Genomic DNA, 14,351 nt, shown 5'->3' with positions numbered 1-14,351 from the left:
AAAGTGGAGTCTGAACGCGAACGGGTAAGAAAAACTGGTTCCAAGCAATATCTTAGTGCGATTCGATAAAAATTACACTCAAGACTCTTGCGAACATGAATCAGGTTTTGTTAACCATATCACGTCAGGGTTCGAATCAGTTGTTTAAGGCGTTATTCCGCGGCGCTGCATTAGCGCGCCGACCTGACGCCCAGAGCGGCGATAGAGGGGACTGGCATGCGCGTTTTGTTAATTGAGGACGATAGCGCGACTGCGCAGTCCATCGAATTGATGCTCAAATCAGAGAGCTTCAATGTCTATACGACGGACCTTGGAGAAGAGGGTGTCGATCTCGGCAAACTCTACGACTACGATATAATTCTCCTTGATCTCAACTTGCCGGATATGTCCGGCTACGACGTGCTCAAGCAGTTGCGCGTCTCCAAGATCAAGACCCCCATTTTGATCCTGTCCGGCCTCGCCGGTACAGAAGATAAGGTCAAGGGTCTCGGCGTTGGCGCCGACGACTACATGACCAAGCCATTCCACAAGGACGAACTGGTCGCCCGCATCCACGCGATCGTCCGCCGCTCCAAGGGCCACGCCCAGTCGGTCATCAACACCGGCGATCTCTGCGTTAATCTCGACACCAAAACGGTGGAAGTCGGCGGACAGCGTGTTCACCTGACGGGTAAGGAATACCAGATGCTGGAGCTTCTCTCGCTCCGCAAGGGTACCACCCTCACCAAGGAAATGTTCCTCAACCACCTCTACGGTGGCATGGACGAACCCGAACTCAAGATCATCGACGTGTTCATCTGCAAGCTGCGCAAGAAGCTGAGCGTTGCGACCGGCGGCAAGAACTACATCGAAACCGTCTGGGGCCGCGGCTATGTGCTGCGCGAACCCGACGAGCAGGAATATTCCGAGATCGCATAAGCTTCTCGGCTCCCAATACCGTCACACCGAACCCCGTGCAGCCTCTCCTGCGCGGGGTTCTGGTTTTTGGGGCATCAGTTGCCGGATTCTTGCAGCACCGCCACGGCATCGATAATGCCGTCGGACTGGCGAAATGTGAGTTCCTGCCAGATCTGGGACTGCGCGTTAGCGGGATCGGGCGCCAGGTTGATCGAGCGCATCCAGCCGTAGTCGTCGGGTTGGCTGGTGCCGTAATTGGGAATGATCACGTCCATGGGCAGACCGATGCCCATGATCCCGAGTTCGACTGCCACCGCGGCAGGCCAGTCCGTGCATTGCGCCGAGGCGGGCGCAGTATCGCGGGCGTCAAGGCCAATACCCGTCACCTTACCATCGCCCATTTCGCCATCCGAATAGAGCCAAAGCGTTTCCGCGCCGCGGCTGAAGCAGGCCCAGGTTGCCGCTTCGCCAGCCTCGCCCCAATCGTGCGAAGCGCCGCCAAGCGCTGCCGCAATCTCGGCGATCGGCGTTTGTTCTAGCACGATACATGCTCGCCGACGGTGACCTGGTAGACCTGTTGGACCTTGCCCCATGGTTCGGGGGCATCAGGGCCGCTCCGCGACACGGAGTCGATCCAGGTTCCGGCAATCGGCGAATCCTCGGCGAAAGCAGGCACGATTGCGGTGGTGAGCAGCAAGCAGGTAACGGCGATATGCATGAAAGTCCCTCCGGTTTTCGATGCGCCAAATAAGCCATGCCGGATGAACCAAAGCTGACGGGTTTCTAATCTGGAAAGTTTCTTTTCGGTGCCCTGTCGAAACTGCCCCGCCTCATTCGTTGTGTCAGCAGAAGCGCCGGACAGACTGGCGCCGCCACCGAGGAAACCGCCATGCGCAAGCTCTTTGCCCCGCTCGTCGTCGCCAGCATGCTGGCCGTCACCGCCGCCCATGCCGAAACCGTCCCGGTCAATGGCATGAACATCTATTACGAGATCAGCGGCGAGGGCGATCCCCTGGTCGTGCTGCCCGGCGCCTATATGACCATTCCCGATATGGGTGCGATCATCCCTATGCTGGCCAAGACCCACAAGGTCATCGCCATGGAATTCCAGGGCCATGGCCGCACCGAGGATATCGATCGCCCCATCACCTATGAAAACCTGGCCGATGACGTCGCCGGGCTGATGGACGCCCTCGATATCCCCAAAGCCGATATCTTCGGCTATTCCATGGGCGCTGGTGCCGCCATCCAGCTGACCATCCGCCATCCCGAAAAGGTCGACCAGCTGGTCAGCGCCTCGGCCGGCTACGACATTTCAGGCATGCAGCCGGCCTACACCGCCTTCATCCCGCAAATGAAGCCGGAAATGTTCATCGGCACGCCGATGGAAGACGCCTGGAAAAAGCTGGCGGTCAATCCGGACGGTTTTCCTGCCTTCGTCGACAAGATGATCGCGCTCGAACACGAGCCGCTGGCCTGGGAAGCCGGCGTCAAGACGATCAAGAGCCCGGTGCTGGTCATTGCTGGCGATAGCGACGTCATCACCCTTGAGCATGAAGTGGCGTTCTTCAAACTGCTCGGGGGTGGCGTGATGGGCGACATGGGCGCGCCCTTGGCCGCTTCCCGCCTCGCCATCCTGCCCGCGACGGCCCATACTGCCGTCATCAACCAGCCCGAACTGCTCCATGCTTTCATCGAGCCGTTCCTGCAGGGTGAAACGCCGAAATCCTTCATGGGCATGTAACCCCAGCCTCAGGAGACAGCGCCATGCGCTTCATGATCCTCGTCAAAGCCTCGCGCGAAAGCGAAGCCGGCATTATGCCGCCGTCCGAACTAATCGCCGCGATGGGGCGCTATAACGAGGCCCTGATCGACGCCGGTATCCTGCTGGCCGGCGATGGCCTGCAGGCCTCCTCCAAAGGCGCCCGCATCAAGCTGGAAGACGGCAAGGTCATCGTCACCGACGGCCCCTTCGCCGAAACCAAGGAGCTGCTGGCGGGCTTCTGGCTGATCCAGGTCAAGGATAAGTCCGAAGCCCTCGAATGGTGCAAGCGCATCCCCCTGGCGGAGGGCGAGGAGGTGGAGTTGCGCCTGGTGTTCGAGGCCTTCGATTTCCCAGCCGACAGCGTCACCAAGGAGCATCTGGAGGCGGAACAGGCCTGGCGCGATGCCAATGAGAAGCCGATCACGCGCTAACGCATGCCCGCGCGAACAAAAAAGGCCGCCCCTTGGGGCGGCCTTTCGCATTCTGTGGCTGGATCGCTTAGGCGTCGGCGCCGGCCTGGTGGCGGGCAGCGTCCTTGACGGCGTCCTGCACCTTTTCGAAGGCGCGCACCTCGATCTGGCGGATACGCTCGCGGCTGACGTCGTATTGCTGGGCCAGCTCTTCGAGCGTCGACGGATTATCCTGCAGGCGGCGAGCCTGGAAGATCGCGCGTTCGCGTTCGTTGAGCACTTCCATAGCGCCGTTCAGCAGCCCCATGCGCTCATTGTATTCTTCGCTGTCGCCCAGGCGCGTTTCGGCGCTCGGCGTATCGTCAACCAGCCAATCCTGCCATTCGGACGAGCCTTCGTCGGCGCGCATCGGCGAGTTGAGCGAGGCATCGCCCGACAGACGGGCGTTCATCGACACGACTTCCTCGGCCGTCACGTTGAGCGTGGTGGCGATCTGCGCGATCTGGTCCGGATGCAGATTGCCATCATCGAGCGCGGCGATCTGACCCTTCACCTTACGCAGGTTGAAGAACAGGCGCTTTTGCGCGGCGGTGGTGCCGATCTTGACCAGCGACCACGAGCGCAGGACATATTCCTGGATCGCAGCGCGGATCCACCACATCGCATAGGTGGCGAGGCGGAAGCCCTTATCGGGCTCGAAGCGTTTGACGGCGTGCATCAGGCCCACATTGCCTTCCGAAATGACTTCGGAAATGGGCAGGCCATAGCCGCGATAGCCCATGGCAATTTTTGCCACGAGGCGGAGATGAGACGTGATCAGGCGCTGGGCAGCGCCCGGATCGGCGTGCTCCTTGTAGCGCTTGGCCAGCATGAATTCTTCATCCGGCTCCAACATCGGGAACTTGCGGATTTCCTGGAGATAGCGGCTGAGCCCGCCTTCGGCGGATAGGACGGGTAGATTAGTCTGGGCCATTAAACGCACCCCTTTCTGGCTCCCCCGCATTCCGCGGGCGGAATGTTTCGCGCCTGTCCGAGAGCGGCACAGGGGACGAAACGGACCTATATGTAGGCAGCAATCCGGCAATTGTAAGGGCTGCCGAACCTCAACAAACGTTACAAATCGGATAAGGTTCCACACCCTCGTGGTTCGAGGCTCGTGAAGAACTCGCACCTCACCATGAGGGCTACTGGGTAGTCGCAATAGTTCAGTAGTCCTCATGGTGAGGCGGGAGCGTAGCGACCCTCGAACCACGAGGGCGTGGCACAATCTATCGCGCAAACGCCTTGTCGAAATCCTCCAGTGCCTCCTCAAGCGCCTCCAGGTCGGGCGGCAATGGGGCTTCGAACATCATTTCCTCGCCTGTCGTCGGGTGCTCGAAGCCGAGTTCGGCGGCGTGCAGTGCCTGGCGGCCCAGCGCCACGATCGGGCCGGCGACTTCGGGAGGCAGGCGGTTGATTTTGGTGGCGTAGCCAGGGGCATAGACCAGGTCAGAGACCAGCGGGTGGCCGATATAGGCCATGTGAACGCGGATCTGATGCGTGCGGCCGGTTTCGAGCTGGCACTGGATGCGGGTGATATCCCAGCCCTCGCCGCCGAAGCGCGCTTCCACGGCGTAATGGGTGATGGCCTCGCGACCGTCCTTGCGCACGGTCTGCTTGAGGCGATTGTTCTGGTCGCGGCCAAGCGGGGCCTGGATGGTGCCCTTGCCGGTTTCGGTCGTGCCCCAGACGAAGGCGATATAGGCGCGGTGCAATGGTCCGGTGCGGCCGTGATCGGCGAACTGGGAGGACAGGTGCTGATGGGCTAGGTCGGTCTTTGCTGCCACCATGACGCCGGAAGTGTCTCGGTCGAGGCGATGCACGATCCCGGGGCGCTTGACGCCGCCGATACCCTGCAGGCTGGCGCCGCAATGGAAGATCAGCGCATTGACCAGCGTGCCGTTCGGGCTGCCGGGGGCGGGATGGACCACCATGCCGACCGGCTTATTGAGGACGATGAGCTGGTCGTCCTCGTACAGGATATCGAGCGGAATATCCTCGCCCTGGGGCTCGGCATCTTCTGGGGGCGGCGCGATAAGAGTGATTGTCTCGCCGGCCTTGACGCGATATTTGGGCTCGCTGACGGTTTCACCGTCAATGGCCACGGCGCCGGTGAGGATCAAGTCCTTGAGGCGGCTGCGGCTGAGAACGTCGTGGGCCTTGGCCAGGACGGCATCGAGCCGCCCGCCGGCCTGTTCGGCATCGACGACGACTTCGACTTCATCACCATCGATTTCCTCAATGGGTAGGTCCTGCATGAGCGATCCTCAAAATTCCGGGCCAAACGGGCCAGACGCGGATGTACCACTATCGCCCGAAGCGAAGGCCATCCTGAAAAAGGCGCGCCGCTCGTTCGCAATATCGATCGGCATCCTGTTGCTGGGCTTTATCGCGATTGGTTTCGCGCTTGTCTATCGCGTAATGCGCGATAGCCCGCCGCCTGAGGTTGCAGCGAGCATCAGCACGCCGGCTGGAGCTGAGGTGATTTCGGCGGTAGTGGCGGATGGCACGGTCAACGTGACCTACCGGATTGGGGGCGTGGTGACGCTGGCGCTGTTCGACCAGAAGACTGGCGAGTTGACCCGCACCGTGGTGATCGGGGCGGCCGCGCCATAGGCTGCGCGTCGTATGGCGGTCTAGCTTTTCACCCACTGTTCTTCCCGCGGGCTTGACCCGCGGGCCATTGGCCGCTTGTGCCACGCTGATAGCGGCCCGCGGATCAAGTCCGCGGGAAGGTCGGTGGGTGGGAGGGTTCGGGCCAGATCGGAACGCCTTAGCGGCCCTGGATTTCGCGCAGCGCGGCCATGCGGTCGGTGACGCTACCGCCTTTGCGTTTGCCCGGCGGGGGCGGCTTGGGCAGTTCCTCGGTGGTTTTGCCATCGGCGGCAAAGCGCTGCACGCGGTCGAACAGGCTTTCCTCGGGGCCCGCCACCACCGGCTTTTCGCTTTCGCTGGCATAGACCAGGCGGCTGACACTGGCAGCGATGTCGTTCAGCCGGTCGCGTAGCTTGGCTTCATCCATGCGATCGGTGTCCCAATCGGCCAGCAATGTCGTCTCGACGCCCGCCACCTTGGTGCGCAGAACTTCGAGTTCATCGTCGAGGTTGAGCTTGTCGGCCAGCAACTGGCTGGGCTGCCCCCCCGCTTTCTCCACTGCCTCGCCGGTTTCGGCCAGAATGGCGTTGAGGCGGTTTTCTGCGCTGGCGAGACGCGCTTCGGCGGCGACGAGGCTATCGGCACTGGCTTTCTTGGAGCCGACGCCGCTGCGCATGGTCTCAAGTTCTTCGTTGCGAACCGATAGTTCGCGCTCGCGCATGCGCAGGCGCTGCGCCAGATCGGTATTGTCGCGCTCCAGTTCCGCCAGGCGGGCACGGATCTCGGCTTCGCGGGCCTCCAGCTCGGTGACCACGACGCCGTGCTGGTCGCGTTCGGCCTTGAGCGCCCCCAGATCAGCACGCTTGCGGTCGACATCGGTAATCTGGTCGGCCATCCGCTTGCGCAGCGTGTCGATGGTCATTTCCAGCTTGCGGGTGCTGAGCGCGAACTCGGCGCGCAACTGGTCCTTGTCGGCGCGGAACTCGGCCATGGTGATGGGGGTGGCAGCCTCGATGCGACGCTTGGTCAGGCGCACGGCGCGTCGCCACACCGCGGGCATGATGATCAGCGCCAACAGGCCCGCAGCGAGCAGGCCGAGCGCGAAATACATGATGTTCTCGATGCCCATCGACCGAACTCCGGAACCGCCCTGCCGCCAAAGCCTTGCGGGTAAACCCTATCTGGCAGCAATGGCGCAAATCCGCCATCCTCAACCCACCAACATTCCTAACGCGTTTGCGCGGGCCAGTCACGATAGCGCTGGGACGCTGGGCCCCGGCTACTGCGTTTTTACGATCAATTGTTGTAGTTTTCGTCCCTCAGAAGGGGTTCCAGGTCGGCTCGGCGGTGAATTTGAGATAGCCGACATTAAAGCCCAGCCGCGCGCCGACACCCGAGCGGATCGGCACCAGCACAATATTGCGGTTCTTGATCACCGTCATGCCCAGCCCGCCGATGATATAGGCGGAGCCATCGACGCCGGCAAAACGACCGTAGATTTCCTGAATCTGGGAGAGGTTGTAGACCAGCATCATCGATTTGGAGCCATCGCCGCCAACATCGAAGCCGAGGCTTGGGCCCTGCCAGAACACCGGGATCTCGCCAGCATTGCGGGTGTAGAGCGTGCCTTGGCCGTAACGGGCGCCGGCGAACAGCGCGCCGCCGGCATCCTCGCCCAGCACATAGCCATTAGGGAGGCCGAACTGGCTCACCGCGCGTTCGATCAGCGAGGCCAGGCCCTGCGCCACCGAACCGAAAAAGGCGCTACCGGTATTGACCAGTTCCTCGCCCGAATAGGTATCGCCGAGCGATCCCTGGGCAAAGGCAGCGGGCGCCGGAGCGAGGATCGCCGTCAGCACGGCAAGAACGAGAGCGAAGCGCTTGAACATGATTGTCCTCCGGGGCAGCACGGTGGTTACGAGGACCTTAAGCTTTGGATTGTAGCTTAAGTGTGGGACGCGCGCACCGATCACTGCTGGCAATCATGAAGCAAATCTATAAACAAATCTTAACCATGCTTGCCTTTGTTCTGCCGCTATTGAGTATGGCTGGACCGGCCCAGGCGCAGTCGATCGTCACCACGATCATCACCGATCCACTGACCGGCGTCGCCATCGACGGCATGGACCCGGTCTCCTATTTCACCGAGCCCGCGCCGCTGCTGGGTCGCGGCGATTATGAATTCTCCTGGAGCGGAGTGGTCTGGCATTTCGCCACCGCCGCCAATCGCGATGTGTTCGCCAGCGCGCCCGAAATCTATGCCCCGCAATTCGGCGGGCATGGCGCCATGAGCGTCGCGCGCGGCTTCGTCTCCGATGCCGATCCGAGCATTTACGCGGTCTACAAGGAGCGGCTCTATATGTTCTATTCGGCCGGCAACCGCGAAGCCTTCCTGCTGGCGCCCGCCGAGGCGGCGACCAAGGCCGAAGCGAACTGGCCTGCCCTGTCCAAGGTATTGGTCCGGCAATAGCTCCGGGCAGTCTCGCGCCAATTTGCGAGCATCACTGCCCGCAGCCAGAAAAATAGGTCTATTTTTACCGATGAGGCTCTAATGTCGGTGTCACTGATTCCCGCGCCTTCCTCGGCGCGCGCTCTTACGGAGACTGCATAGATGGCCGATATCATCGAGCTCAAGGCAACCGATCTCGCGGCCATGTTGTGCTCCCGGGTCTGTCACGACCTGATCAATCCGATCGGGGCGATCGGCAATGGGCTCGAAGTTCTGGCCGACCCCAGCCAGGGCGACATGAGCGAAGGCGCGCGCGACCTGATCGCCAGCGCCGCCAAGCAGAGCCGCGCCAAGCTCGAATTCGCCCGCCTGGCCTATGGAGCCTCCTCGACGGCCGGCACCGATATCGATACGCGCGAATGCGAACGCGTGGCGCGCATCCTGTTCGAGATCGAAAAAGCCGATCTGGAATGGAACGTGCCGCTGATCTTGATGCCCAAGCACAAGGCCAAGCTGTTCATGAACATGCTGCTGATCGCCGCCATGTCGGTGCCGCGCGGCGGCCAGGTAACGGCCAGCATCACCGGCGACGCGGGCAGCGAGAAGTTCGAATTCACCAGCAAGAGCGACCCGGAAAAGCGCCAGAAGACGCTGATCCCCGCCGGTTGCGTCGGGCTGCTGTCGGGCATGCCCGACGAAGGCTCGGTCGATGCCCGCGGCATCCAGCCATTCTATACCGGGCTGCTGGCGCGCATGACTGACATGGACATCACCATCGGCATCGAAAACGAAATGTTCTACCTGACCGCCGTGCCGAAGCCCGTGGCGGTCGCCGCCTGATCACCCGATCAGCAGCTTGACCGCATCGATGATGCTTTGGCGCTGCCGCGCAATATCGGCGGCGCCGGGCGGCTGGTGAGAACCGGTGGCCCACATATTGGCAATCGCGAGCACCATGCTGAGCAGCTCATAGGCTGAAAACCGCGTGGGCAGGCGGCCGGCAGCCTGCTCCGCCTCGATCGCCGTAATCTTGCGAATGTTGGAACTGGCGATCGCTTCGATCGGCGACGCATCGGTGCCGCGCTCGAGCCGGGACCAAGTGGTCAACCGCTGCACCGTGGGGTGCAGCCGGTGATGATCGAACTGGCGCGCGGCATAACCCGGCAGATCGTCTGCGGTGAATGGCACCGCATCGATGGTGAGCACGACTTGCGCATCGTAGACCGCCGCAAACAGGCCGTCCTTGCTGCCGAAATAGCTGTAGATCAAAGACTTATTGGCACCCGCCTCGGCGGCGATGCGATCGACGCGCGCGCCCGCAATGCCACGCGCAGCGAATTCTTCCGTCGCAGCAGCAAGCAGTTTCTTGCGGGTTTCGGTGGCATCTCCGGCCATAGTTCACTTTCCAACTAACTGGTTGGTTGACAACGCTTGTGCAGCTCACTATCTCACGGCTGTACAACCAACCAAATAGTTAGTTGGTAATTTTGTCGCCGTATTGCCAGTGGCAGGACGACGATTGGCAGAGCGCAGGACGCTCAGCAAGGAGAAATACCATGAGCAAAGTCTGGTTCGTAACCGGCAGTTCGCGCGGCTTGGGCCGTGCCATCGTCGAAGCCGCGCTCGCCGCAGGCAACAGGGTGATCGCCACGGCGCGCAAGCCCGAACAATTGGCCGATCTGGTGGCGCGCTATCCCGACACAGTTCGCGCTCTGGCGCTGGACGTAGCGGACAATGAAGCGGTCAAGCGCGTGGTCGCCGAGGCACACGGCCTGTTCGGCCAGTTGGATGCCGTGGTCAACAATGCCGGCTATGGCGATATAGCGGCGATCGAAGACGTCACGGACGCCGATTTCAAGGCGCAGATCGATACCAATTTCTACGGCACCGTCTATGTCACCAAGGCGGCGCTGCCGTTCCTGCGCCAGCAGGGCCATGGCCATATCATCCAGATCACCTCGATCGGCGGGCGGCTGCATTCGATCGGCCTGGCCGGCTACCAGAGCGCCAAGTGGGCGGTCGAAGGCTTCTCGGGCATCTTGGCGCAGGAAGTGGCCCCGCTTGGCATCAAGGTGACGATCGTCGAGCCGGGCGGTTTCCGCACCGATTGGGCGGGCTCATCAATGACCATTCCACCGGTCAGCGCCCCCTATCAGCAGACCGTCGGCGTGCGGGCCGATCTAATGCGGTCGGGCGCCTTCAAGCCTGCTGGTGATCCGGAGAAGGCCGCGCAGGTGCTGCTGCAGGTGGTCGAACTTCCCGAACCACCGCTGCGCCTGATCCTGGGCACGAGCGCCTACGAGATGGTCACCGGGTTCGAAGCCGACAAGGCCGCGGCCGACAAACAGTGGCTGCACCTGATCAACGCGACCGAAGCGCAAGACTGAGATCGGCGCCATTGCACACGCAATGCTAACGTTTCCGTAGGCAGTGGCGGGGCATAATACCTATGCGTCCGCCTCTGCCGAAAGTGCAAGTCCATGAAATCCTGCCTCATCGTCGATGACTCCACCGTCGTCCGCACTGTGGCACGGCGCATCATGGAAGATATGGATTACATCGTCGACGAGGCCGAAGACGGCCAGGAAGCCTTCGACAAGTGCCGCCAGGAAATGCCGGACGCCATCCTGCTCGACTGGAACATGCCCATCATGAGCGGGCTCGAATTCCTCAAGCTGCTGCGCGCTTATGTGGGCGGCGACAAGCCCCGCATCGTCTATTGCACGGTCGAGAACGATATCGGCGCCATCGCCATGGCGCTGCGCGCTGGCGCCAGCGACTACATGATGAAGCCGTTTGATCGCGCGATTTTAGAATCCAAGTTCGAAGCGGCTTAGGATTCGCCCCCGGCTCGACACTCCATCCAACTACCACCCACCGACCTTCCCGCGGGCTTGACCCGCGGGAAGGTCGGTGGGTGGGAGAGATTGAGGCTGACCCCGGCTTTCGGGTGAGGTTCGGCGGTTGGCGATCTGCACCTAATCCGCCAGCAACTCCGCCCGCGCACGCAAAAACGCCTGTTCGCGCTCGTTGTGCGTCAGGCCGGCGGCCTTTTCGAATTCGGCTTTGGCCTCGGCGCGCCGGCCCAGCTTTTCCAAGAGGTCGCCGCGAACCACCGGTAGGAAATGATAGCTCTTGAGCGCCGGCTCGTCCTTGATCGCGTCGATCAGCGCCAGAGCGGGACCGGGGCCTTCCGCCATGGCGACGGCCACCGCACGGTTGAGCTCGATCACCGGCGAGGGCGTGACTTCGGCCAGCCTGCCGTAAAGCGCGGCGATGCGCGGCCAATCGGTGTCTTGGCCCTTGTGCGCCCGCGCATGACAGGCGGCAATGGCGGCCTGGATGGCGTAAGGCCCCTCGGCGCCACCCAGGCGTTCTGCTTCGGCCAAAGCCGCAAGGCCGCGCCGGATCAGCAACTGGTCCCAGCGGGAGCGATCCTGATCGAGCAGCAACACCGGCTCGCCTTGGGCATCGGTGCGGGCTTGGGTGCGCGAAGCCTGGATTTCCATCAGCGCCACCAGCGCATGCACCTCGCTCTCCTCCGGCGTCAGCCGTGCCAGGACGCGGCCCAGCCGCAGCGCCTCGTCGCAGAGCTGCGGGCGCATCCAATCGCTGCCGGCGGTGGCCGAATAGCCCTCGTTGAAAATCAGGTAAACCACGCCTAGCACCGAAGCGAGCCGCTCGGCGCGCTCGGCCCCGCGTGGCACTTCGAACGGCACGCCAGCCTCCGCAATGGTGCGTTTGGCGCGCACGATGCGCTGGCCGATCGTGGGTTCGGCCACGAGGAAGGCCCGGGCGATTTCCTCGGTCGTCAGCCCACCCAACAGCCGCAGCGTCAGCGCCACGCGGGACTCAGGCGGCAGTACCGGATGGCACGAAGTGAAGATCAGCCGCAGCAGATCGTCGCCCACATCATCGTCCAGCGCCTCATGCAGTTGCTCGATGTGGTCGGGCGTGTCGGTCTCGATGCCATGGCCGACGTCGACCAGCTTTTCGGCGGCCATCTTGCGATGGCGGAACATATCGATGGCGCGGCGCTTGGCGGCCTGCATGAGCCAGGCGCCCGGATTGTTGGGAACGCCCGACTGCGGCCAGGTCTTGAGCGCGATCACCAGCGCATCCTGTGCCAACTCCTCGGCGGTGGAAATGTCGCGCACCACCCGCGTCAACCCCGCGATCAGGCGAGGCTGCTCGATTTTCCAGACCGCGGAGATGGCGCGGTGGGTTTCGGCTTCGGCTGCGGTCTGGCTCGTCATTCCAACTCCCCCAGCAAGTCCCATAACCGCTCCTTGCCCAGGATCAGCAGCCATGGCGTCTTGTCCTCCGGCTCAATTTCCACGCGGCCACCCGTCGCCGCATTGGATGTGCCGATCAGCCCGCCCGGCTCCAGCACCAGCCCATCCAGTGGGTAAAACAGCCCCGTCGAGCGCACAAAGCCGACCCGCACCAGTGGATGGATCGATACCCGCTCGCCGGCCGCGGCCTCGAAGCCGCACGGGCCCACCGAGGCGAAGGCCACATCCACCTCATCGACCAGCATCAGCTTGCGCTCGGGCGCGAATTGCAGCACAGCGCTCAGCGCCGCCAGCGTGTGGTCGAGCCGCTTGCCGGTCATGCCCAGCGCCAGCGTCACCGGCGCCCGGGTCGAATAAATCGCCTTCTGGAAGTCCGTGGTGATCTGTTCGGGAATATGAATCACCCGCGTCCGGCTCTCCCAGGCAGCACGATCCGACAGCGAATCAAGGTCGCCGATAATAGCTGCAGGTACCAGCCCGGCCGCGCCGATCGCATCGCCGCCGCCATCGGCGCCCACCAGCATGACGCCGATTTTCGCCAGCGCCCGCAGCAGGGCAGCATCGACGTTACCCCCGCCCACGATGGCGATCGGCCCGTCAAACACCAAAGGCAGCCCGTCCGCTGCGTCCACGGAAGTCTCTTGCACTGTCACAAAGCTCTCATTAAGTGTGGGGCGTCTCGCTGGGGTGTTCCGGAGAAATCCGGAGCTGAGAGTTACCCATTGAACCTGAACCAGGTCATGCTGGCGGAGGAAGTTCGAGATGGCAAGGGGTGCCTTCTCGTACCCACGCCATTGACATATTCCCTTCTCACATGGCCGCAACACCTTGAAGGGAATGACCCATGGTCAAATTCACCCGTCTGGCGCTTGCGGTCCTAACCGGACTGTTCGCCCCCCCCGCCATCGCCCAAGAGGCGCCGGTGCTGACGATCTATACCTATGACGGCTTTGCCGCCGAATGGGGCCCCGGCCCCGGTCTCAAGGCCGGCTTCGAGGCCACCTGCGGCTGCACTGTCAACTGGGTCGCCGCCGACTCGTCCATCGGCACGCTGCGCCGGGTCCAGCTCGAAGGCGACACCACCCAAGCCGACCTGATCGTCGGTCTCGATACGTCGATTGCCGGGGAAGCCCGCGCCACCGGGCTATTCGCCGATCATGGCCTCGATCTCTCCGGCCTCGACCTGCCCGATGCCTGGACCGACAAGCAGTTCGTGCCGTTCGACTACGCCCATTTCGCGTTCGTCTATGACAGCGACACGGTCAAGACGCCGCCAAAGTCGTTCGAAGAGCTCATCGCACTGCCCGACAGCTTCAAGATCGCCATCCAGGACCCGCGCTCGGCCACGCCGGGACTCGGCCTCGTGCTCTGGGTCAAGGCCGCCTATGGCGACCGCGCCGCCGAGATCTGGAAGGGACTGAAGCCCCATATCCTGACGGTGACGCGCGAGTGGAGCGAAAGCTACGACCTGTTCCTCAAGGGCGAAGCGGACATGGCGCTGAGCTATACGACCTCACCGGCCTACCACATCGTCTCCGAGCATGATGACACTATCCACGCCGCGCAGTTTGACGAGGGTCACTACGCCCAGGTTGAAGTTGCCGGCGTACTGAAGTCGTCCAAGCATCAGGAATTGGCTAAGCAGTTCCTCGCTTATCTCAGCTCCGTCGATGGTCAGAAGATCATCCCCAATACTAACTGGATGTTCCCGGTCGTGAACCTAGGCGCTGATCTCGATCCGGCCTTTGCGTCCTTGCCCCAGCCGAGCAAGACCTTGCGCCTGAGCGACGAGGATATTGCGGCGCATTCGAAGGAATGGATCGACGAGATGCTGAAGGCGATTCAGTAGGGCTAGCGTCGATGCGCCAAACCACCCCCCCACCCTGTCCCTCCCCCACAAG

The 14,351-nt window shown here is 62.5% G+C and carries 18 protein-coding genes and 1 riboswitch; of the genes, 9 read left to right on the top strand and 9 right to left on the bottom strand.

Going from position 1 to position 14,351, the window contains the following annotated elements; genetic code table 11:
- The first annotated feature begins 216 nt into the window (after positions 1-216).
- On the top strand, positions 217-918 hold the full coding sequence (ctrA, locus tag JWR51_RS13085) for a response regulator transcription factor CtrA (RefSeq protein WP_299748052.1): 702 nt from the start codon (positions 217-219) through the stop codon (positions 916-918).
- A gap of 74 nt (positions 919-992) precedes the next feature.
- Here ctrA and JWR51_RS13080 read toward each other — a convergent pair whose 3' ends face one another.
- Positions 993-1,439 (bottom strand): hypothetical protein, encoded by a 447-nt coding sequence (locus JWR51_RS13080; RefSeq protein ID WP_299748050.1) that lies wholly within the window; start codon positions 1,437-1,439, stop codon positions 993-995.
- Positions 1,433-1,615: a hypothetical protein gene (locus tag JWR51_RS13075; protein ID WP_299748048.1), complete on the bottom strand. Its 183-nt coding sequence runs from the start codon at positions 1,613-1,615 to the stop codon at positions 1,433-1,435. The genes JWR51_RS13080 and JWR51_RS13075 overlap by 7 nt, the downstream gene beginning before the upstream one ends.
- Positions 1,616-1,822: 207 nt before the next feature.
- Between JWR51_RS13075 and JWR51_RS13070 the strand changes: the two genes are divergently transcribed.
- Together JWR51_RS13070 and JWR51_RS13065 are read left to right on the top strand one after the other, a co-directional pair.
- Positions 1,823-2,641, top strand: a complete 819-nt coding sequence (locus JWR51_RS13070) for an alpha/beta hydrolase (RefSeq protein WP_366525585.1) — start codon at positions 1,823-1,825, stop codon at positions 2,639-2,641.
- 23 nt (positions 2,642-2,664) lie between these two features.
- Complete coding sequence (locus tag JWR51_RS13065; protein WP_299748045.1) at positions 2,665-3,093, top strand: YciI family protein; 429 nt, start codon at positions 2,665-2,667, stop codon at positions 3,091-3,093.
- A 67-nt stretch (positions 3,094-3,160) separates the two neighbouring features.
- On the opposite strand, the gene rpoH is transcribed toward JWR51_RS13065, so the two are convergent.
- Both rpoH and JWR51_RS13055 read right to left on the bottom strand, forming a co-directional pair.
- Positions 3,161-4,045 (bottom strand): RNA polymerase sigma factor RpoH, encoded by an 885-nt coding sequence (gene rpoH, locus JWR51_RS13060; protein ID WP_299748043.1) that lies wholly within the window; start codon positions 4,043-4,045, stop codon positions 3,161-3,163.
- Between the two features lie 295 nt (positions 4,046-4,340).
- Positions 4,341-5,369 (bottom strand): RluA family pseudouridine synthase, encoded by a 1,029-nt coding sequence (locus tag JWR51_RS13055; RefSeq protein ID WP_299748041.1) that lies wholly within the window; start codon positions 5,367-5,369, stop codon positions 4,341-4,343.
- Between JWR51_RS13055 and JWR51_RS13050 the strand changes: the two genes are divergently transcribed.
- On the top strand, positions 5,368-5,727 hold the full coding sequence (locus tag JWR51_RS13050) for a DUF6476 family protein (RefSeq protein ID WP_299748039.1): 360 nt from the start codon (positions 5,368-5,370) through the stop codon (positions 5,725-5,727). The two genes, JWR51_RS13055 and JWR51_RS13050, sit on opposite strands and share 2 nt — an antisense overlap.
- Before the next feature lie 157 nt (positions 5,728-5,884).
- On the opposite strand, the gene JWR51_RS13045 is transcribed toward JWR51_RS13050, so the two are convergent.
- Positions 5,885-6,835, bottom strand: coding sequence for a hypothetical protein (locus JWR51_RS13045; RefSeq protein WP_299748037.1), 951 nt, complete (start codon positions 6,833-6,835; stop codon positions 5,885-5,887).
- Between the two features lie 190 nt (positions 6,836-7,025).
- Complete coding sequence (locus JWR51_RS13040) at positions 7,026-7,595, bottom strand: DUF1134 domain-containing protein (protein WP_299748035.1); 570 nt, start codon at positions 7,593-7,595, stop codon at positions 7,026-7,028.
- Between the two features lie 125 nt (positions 7,596-7,720).
- Between JWR51_RS13040 and JWR51_RS13035 the strand changes: the two genes are divergently transcribed.
- Together JWR51_RS13035 and chpT are read left to right on the top strand one after the other, a co-directional pair.
- Positions 7,721-8,176: a YHS domain-containing (seleno)protein gene (locus JWR51_RS13035; protein ID WP_299748033.1), complete on the top strand. Its 456-nt coding sequence runs from the start codon at positions 7,721-7,723 to the stop codon at positions 8,174-8,176.
- Positions 8,177-8,317: 141 nt separating this feature from the next.
- A complete protein-coding gene (gene chpT, locus JWR51_RS13030) occupies positions 8,318-8,995 on the top strand; it encodes a histidine phosphotransferase ChpT (protein WP_299748031.1) in 678 nt (225 codons plus the stop codon).
- On the opposite strand, the gene JWR51_RS13025 is transcribed toward chpT, so the two are convergent.
- Entirely contained in the window at positions 8,996-9,550 is a 555-nt protein-coding gene (locus JWR51_RS13025) for a TetR family transcriptional regulator (protein ID WP_299748029.1), read from the bottom strand.
- A gap of 161 nt (positions 9,551-9,711) precedes the next feature.
- Between JWR51_RS13025 and JWR51_RS13020 the strand changes: the two genes are divergently transcribed.
- A complete protein-coding gene (locus JWR51_RS13020; protein WP_299748027.1) occupies positions 9,712-10,542 on the top strand; it encodes an SDR family NAD(P)-dependent oxidoreductase in 831 nt (276 codons plus the stop codon).
- 93 nt (positions 10,543-10,635) lie between these two features.
- Complete coding sequence (locus JWR51_RS13015; RefSeq protein ID WP_299725034.1) at positions 10,636-10,992, top strand: response regulator; 357 nt, start codon at positions 10,636-10,638, stop codon at positions 10,990-10,992.
- Positions 10,993-11,133: 141 nt separating this feature from the next.
- Here JWR51_RS13015 and JWR51_RS13010 read toward each other — a convergent pair whose 3' ends face one another.
- Both JWR51_RS13010 and JWR51_RS13005 read right to left on the bottom strand, forming a co-directional pair.
- A complete protein-coding gene (locus tag JWR51_RS13010; protein ID WP_299748025.1) occupies positions 11,134-12,411 on the bottom strand; it encodes an RNA polymerase sigma factor in 1,278 nt (425 codons plus the stop codon).
- Positions 12,408-13,082, bottom strand: coding sequence for a thiamine diphosphokinase (locus tag JWR51_RS13005; RefSeq protein WP_299748023.1), 675 nt, complete (start codon positions 13,080-13,082; stop codon positions 12,408-12,410). The genes JWR51_RS13010 and JWR51_RS13005 overlap by 4 nt, the downstream gene beginning before the upstream one ends.
- 41 nt (positions 13,083-13,123) lie before the next feature.
- A riboswitch (TPP riboswitch) is annotated at positions 13,124-13,222 on the top strand.
- Positions 13,223-13,294: 72 nt separating this feature from the next.
- Between JWR51_RS13005 and thiB the strand changes: the two genes are divergently transcribed.
- Entirely contained in the window at positions 13,295-14,299 is a 1,005-nt protein-coding gene (gene thiB, locus JWR51_RS13000; protein ID WP_299748021.1) for a thiamine ABC transporter substrate binding subunit, read from the top strand.
- Positions 14,300-14,351 lie beyond the last annotated feature (52 nt).

The organism is Devosia sp., from assembly GCF_028290625.1.
In the GTDB taxonomy this organism is placed as follows: Bacteria; Pseudomonadota; Alphaproteobacteria; order Rhizobiales; family Devosiaceae; genus Devosia.
This window is presented reverse-complemented; position numbering and strand designations above follow the sequence as displayed.

Bases quoted from the DNA above. Each gene is read 5' to 3' on its own strand.
- ctrA (WP_299748052.1), top strand. From the start codon at position 217: ATGCGCGTTTTGTTAATTGAGGACGATAGCGCGACTGCGCAGTCCATC.
- JWR51_RS13075 (WP_299748048.1), bottom strand. From the start codon at position 1,615: ATGCATATCGCCGTTACCTGCTTGCTGCTCACCACCGCAATCGTGCCT.
- JWR51_RS13070 (WP_366525585.1), top strand. From the start codon at position 1,823: ATGCTGGCCGTCACCGCCGCCCATGCCGAAACCGTCCCGGTCAATGGC.
- JWR51_RS13065 (WP_299748045.1), top strand. From the start codon at position 2,665: ATGCGCTTCATGATCCTCGTCAAAGCCTCGCGCGAAAGCGAAGCCGGC.
- rpoH (WP_299748043.1), bottom strand. From the start codon at position 4,045: ATGGCCCAGACTAATCTACCCGTCCTATCCGCCGAAGGCGGGCTCAGC.
- JWR51_RS13050 (WP_299748039.1), top strand. From the start codon at position 5,368: ATGAGCGATCCTCAAAATTCCGGGCCAAACGGGCCAGACGCGGATGTA.
- JWR51_RS13055 (WP_299748041.1), bottom strand. From the start codon at position 5,369: ATGCAGGACCTACCCATTGAGGAAATCGATGGTGATGAAGTCGAAGTC.
- JWR51_RS13045 (WP_299748037.1), bottom strand. From the start codon at position 6,835: ATGGGCATCGAGAACATCATGTATTTCGCGCTCGGCCTGCTCGCTGCG.
- JWR51_RS13040 (WP_299748035.1), bottom strand. From the start codon at position 7,595: ATGTTCAAGCGCTTCGCTCTCGTTCTTGCCGTGCTGACGGCGATCCTC.
- JWR51_RS13035 (WP_299748033.1), top strand. From the start codon at position 7,721: ATGCTTGCCTTTGTTCTGCCGCTATTGAGTATGGCTGGACCGGCCCAG.
- chpT (WP_299748031.1), top strand. From the start codon at position 8,318: ATGGCCGATATCATCGAGCTCAAGGCAACCGATCTCGCGGCCATGTTG.
- JWR51_RS13025 (WP_299748029.1), bottom strand. From the start codon at position 9,550: ATGGCCGGAGATGCCACCGAAACCCGCAAGAAACTGCTTGCTGCTGCG.
- JWR51_RS13020 (WP_299748027.1), top strand. From the start codon at position 9,712: ATGAGCAAAGTCTGGTTCGTAACCGGCAGTTCGCGCGGCTTGGGCCGT.
- JWR51_RS13015 (WP_299725034.1), top strand. From the start codon at position 10,636: ATGAAATCCTGCCTCATCGTCGATGACTCCACCGTCGTCCGCACTGTG.
- JWR51_RS13010 (WP_299748025.1), bottom strand. From the start codon at position 12,411: ATGACGAGCCAGACCGCAGCCGAAGCCGAAACCCACCGCGCCATCTCC.
- thiB (WP_299748021.1), top strand. From the start codon at position 13,295: ATGGTCAAATTCACCCGTCTGGCGCTTGCGGTCCTAACCGGACTGTTC.